Source organism: Coprococcus intestinihominis (assembly GCF_040096555.1).
In the GTDB taxonomy this organism is placed as follows: Bacteria; Bacillota; Clostridia; order Lachnospirales; family Lachnospiraceae; genus Coprococcus_A; species Coprococcus_A intestinihominis.
In genome coordinates, this window is record NZ_JBBMEK010000304.1 from 1 (window position 1) to 3,694 (window position 3,694).

A 3,694-nucleotide genomic window follows, 5' to 3' on the forward strand; every position below is an offset into this window, starting at 1 on the left:
TAATCCTGAGAAGATTGATGGTATTGCGGCCTTTGATCTGAAGATTATCGAAAGAGTTCCAATCCAGATGGAATTAGGCAAAAATGATGCTTTCTACCTTTTAACAAAGAAAGAAAAGATGGGCCATCTTCTGACATATCCGGTGACACTGGAAGAGGAAGAGAATGCCAAAAAGGACAACAAAGACAACAAATAAATTAATTAATTATTTATACATGAAAGGAAGTATAGAAATGAACGTATTAGAAGGAAAATTAGTAGCAGAAGGAATGAAGATTGGTATTGTGTGTGCACGTTTTAATGAATTTATCACATCCAAACTTCTCGGCGGTGCCATGGATGCACTTGTAAGACATGGCGTTGCAGACAGCGATGTTGATGTTGCATGGGTACCGGGAGCATTTGAAATTCCTCTGGCTGCTCAGAAAATGGCTGCAACAGGCAAGTACGATGCAATCCTCTGCCTGGGTGCTGTTATCAAAGGTTCTACATCTCATTATGATTATGTTTGTGCAGAAGTATCTAAAGGTATTGCAACTGTTTCATTATCATCCGGTCTGCCGGTTCTCTTCGGTGTTCTGACAACAGATAATATTGAACAGGCAATCGAAAGAGCCGGTACAAAAGCAGGCAATAAGGGATATGATGTGGCTGTCAGCGCAATTGAAATGGTCAATCTGTTCAAAAATCTGTAAAAATTCGGTTAATTGTACAGCGTAATGCTATATTGACTAAAAATACCCGTCAAATCAATTTGACGGGTATTTTTTGCATTCAATCTGCCTATGAAAAAAAGAAAAATGATCAAAATTGTTGTTCAATCTGCAAAGAAAAGCTGAAAAAAAGAAAAGTCAACAAAGTTCCCGGAGTTTCTTTGGCCAAAGCATCCATGGCCGTTTTAAGAAAAATGTTGTAGTATAGTAACAGTTACTATATTATTGAAGCGGCTGAATGCTGATAACGAGGAGGAACTTATGGCAAGTTTATCATTAAGAAATATTTATAAAGTTTATCCAAATGGTTTTAATGCGGTAAAGGATTTTAATCTCGAAATAGAAGATAAAGAGTTTATTATTTTTGTTGGTCCTTCCGGCTGCGGTAAATCAACAACACTTCGTATGATCGCAGGCCTTGAGGAGATATCCAAAGGTGAACTCTACATTGATGACAAACTAGTCAATGATGTTGAACCGAAAGACAGAGATATCGCAATGGTGTTCCAGAGTTATGCTCTTTATCCGCATATGTCTATTTATGATAATATGGCATTTGGCCTGAAGTTGCGCAAGATGCCGAAAGATGAGATTGACAGAAGAGTCAGAGAAGCTGCAAGAATTCTTGATATTGAACATCTTCTCGACAGAAAACCGAAGCTTCTGTCCGGTGGTCAGAGACAGCGTGTGGCTATGGGGCGTGCGATTGTTCGTGAACCGAAAGTATTCCTGATGGATGAACCGCTTTCTAATCTGGATGCGAAACTGCGTGTGCAGATGAGAATTGAGATTTCCAAACTGCATCAGAGACTGCAGTCTACGATTATTTATGTTACCCATGACCAGACAGAGGCTATGACATTGGGCACAAGAATTGTTGTTATGAAGGATGGCGTGATTCAGCAGGTGGATTCACCGCAGAATCTTTATGACCGACCAGACAATCTTTTTGTAGCCGGTTTTATCGGTTCTCCGCAGATGAACTTTATTGATGCAACAGTTGTTAAAGAGGGCGGTGAGCTGTTCCTTGAATATGGTGAGCACCACAGAGTGATTCTGCCACCTGAGAAAGCAGCGAAGCTGACAGATTATATCGGCAAAGAGGTCACATTCGGTATTCGCCCTGAGGATGTTTTTGCAGCGGACAAATACGAAGCTGCCCATGAACATAATACAGTGGAAGCAAGTGTGCGTGTATTTGAGATGCTGGGTGCAGAAGTATTCCTGTATCTGACGGTTGATGGATTTGATGTCACATGCTGTGAACATCCGAGTACAAAGGCAAAGCCGGGAGATATTATGAACATTTCCTTTGATGTGAACAAGATTCATGTCTTTGACAAAGAAACACAGATGACAATTACGAATTAAATTCAACAGATGGATGGATATTTGAACAATTTTAGAGGGGATACAGGTTGTATTCCCTCTTTTTATGGTTTATGATTATAGCAGTTTAAATCGAGAACATAAAAGGAGGAATTGCGGATGGCATATAATCAGATGCTGCAAAGTACGATTGAAGGAGTTAAGTCCATTGCAAGGACGGATCTGTGCCTGATGGATACGGAGGGCAATGTGATTGCAGCAACGAATGAGGAGGCACAGCAGTATAAGGAATCTGTATTGACATTTGTTGATTCACCGGCGGAGATACAGGTTGTTCAGGGCTATCAGTATTTTAAGATCCTGGACGGTACAACGGTTGAATATGTGATGCTGATTCGTGGTGACAGTGATGATATTTATACAATCGGCAAACTGGTTGCATTTCAGATACAGAACTTATTGTCCGCTTATAAAGAGAAGTATGACAAAGAGAACTTTATCAAGAATGTACTTCTGGATAATATGCTCTTGGTGGATATTTATAATAAGGCCAAGAAACTCCACATTGATGCTGAGGAAAGACGGCTTGTATTTGTGATTGAGACTAACAGACAGCGGGATAATCATGCCATGGAAGTGGTGAAGAGCCTTTTTACCGGCAGACATGGGGATTATATTACAGCGGTGGATGAAGAGAATATTATCCTTGTGAAGGGACTGGATCCGAAGGAGACATATGATGAAATGCAGACCCTTGCCAAAACCATTGTTGATCTATTGAATACTGAGGCAATGATCAATGCAAGAATAGCGTATGGTACCATCGTACATAATATCAAGGATATTTCCAGGTCCTATAATGAGGCGAAGATGGCACTGGATGTAGGTAAGATTTTTTATGATGAGAAGTCTGTCATTGCATATAACAAGCTTGGTATCGGACGTCTGATTTATCAACTGCCGATTCCGTTGTGCAAGATGTTTATTGATGAGATTTTTCCTGGAACGACACCGGATGAATTTGATGAGGAGACATTGCTGACAATCCGCAAATTTTTCGACAATAGCCTGAATGTATCAGAGACGGCAAGGCAATTATATATCCATAGAAATACCCTGGTTTATCGTCTTGACAAGGTTAATAAAGCAACAGGATTGGATCTGAGAGTTTTCGAAGATGCCATTACTTTTGAGATTGCATTGATGGTTGTGCGCTATATGCACTACATGGAGAATAAGATATACTGATTTTGTATATGAAAAAAAGTGATTTAATGATGAAACTTTGCATTTTTACTTAAAATTTGTAAAGCATGCTTGAAATTGTCGGGCTGACATAGTAAAATGTGTATAGTATACACAAGGTTAGTATACTATGCATTTTACGTGTTAAAAATGTAACAATGAGGTGCGTATTTTGAACAGCAAATGGATAAAAAAACTTGGCGTATTACTGTTGCTGCTATTGCTTGTATTTCAGACGGCGGCCTGTCAGAAGAAGGCGGGACAAGGCGATACTGAAGAGGATGGGACGGCTTCTTCCTATATATTCACCATGGGAACCGTTTTTGATATCCGGGTATTTGCCGAAGATGCTTCTGAGATCATGCAGGAAGCGGAACAGGCACTTTATGGCTGTGACAGTCTTCTTT

Annotated in this window: 5 protein-coding genes and 1 pseudogene; all 6 read left to right on the top strand. The window is 39.9% G+C overall.

Features of this window, described 5'->3' with window-relative positions; translation table 11 throughout:
• A pseudogene (locus tag WMO25_RS16135) lies at positions 1 to 196 on the top strand (bifunctional 3,4-dihydroxy-2-butanone-4-phosphate synthase/GTP cyclohydrolase II); the annotation flags it as partial.
• A gap of 37 nt (positions 197 to 233) precedes the next feature.
• Entirely contained in the window at positions 234 to 695 is a 462-nt protein-coding gene (gene ribH / locus WMO25_RS16140; protein WP_015513957.1) for a 6,7-dimethyl-8-ribityllumazine synthase, read from the top strand.
• A gap of 32 nt (positions 696 to 727) precedes the next feature.
• A complete protein-coding gene (locus WMO25_RS16145) occupies positions 728 to 916 on the top strand; it encodes a hypothetical protein (RefSeq protein WP_349086178.1) in 189 nt (62 codons plus the stop codon).
• Between the two features lie 58 nt (positions 917 to 974).
• Positions 975 to 2,084: an ABC transporter ATP-binding protein gene (locus tag WMO25_RS16150; protein WP_349086180.1), complete on the top strand. Its 1,110-nt coding sequence runs from the start codon at positions 975 to 977 to the stop codon at positions 2,082 to 2,084.
• A gap of 117 nt (positions 2,085 to 2,201) precedes the next feature.
• A complete protein-coding gene (locus WMO25_RS16155; protein WP_015513959.1) occupies positions 2,202 to 3,290 on the top strand; it encodes a PucR family transcriptional regulator in 1,089 nt (362 codons plus the stop codon).
• A gap of 169 nt (positions 3,291 to 3,459) precedes the next feature.
• The coding region (locus WMO25_RS16160; protein WP_349086183.1) for a hypothetical protein at positions 3,460 to 3,694 on the top strand (235 nt) is incomplete at its 3' end.

Excerpts from the sequence above, each read along its gene's own strand:
- WMO25_RS16150 (WP_349086180.1), top strand. The coding sequence starts at position 975 with ATGGCAAGTTTATCATTAAGAAATATTTATAAAGTTTATCCAAATGGT.
- ribH (WP_015513957.1), top strand. The coding sequence starts at position 234 with ATGAACGTATTAGAAGGAAAATTAGTAGCAGAAGGAATGAAGATTGGT.
- WMO25_RS16155 (WP_015513959.1), top strand. The coding sequence starts at position 2,202 with ATGGCATATAATCAGATGCTGCAAAGTACGATTGAAGGAGTTAAGTCC.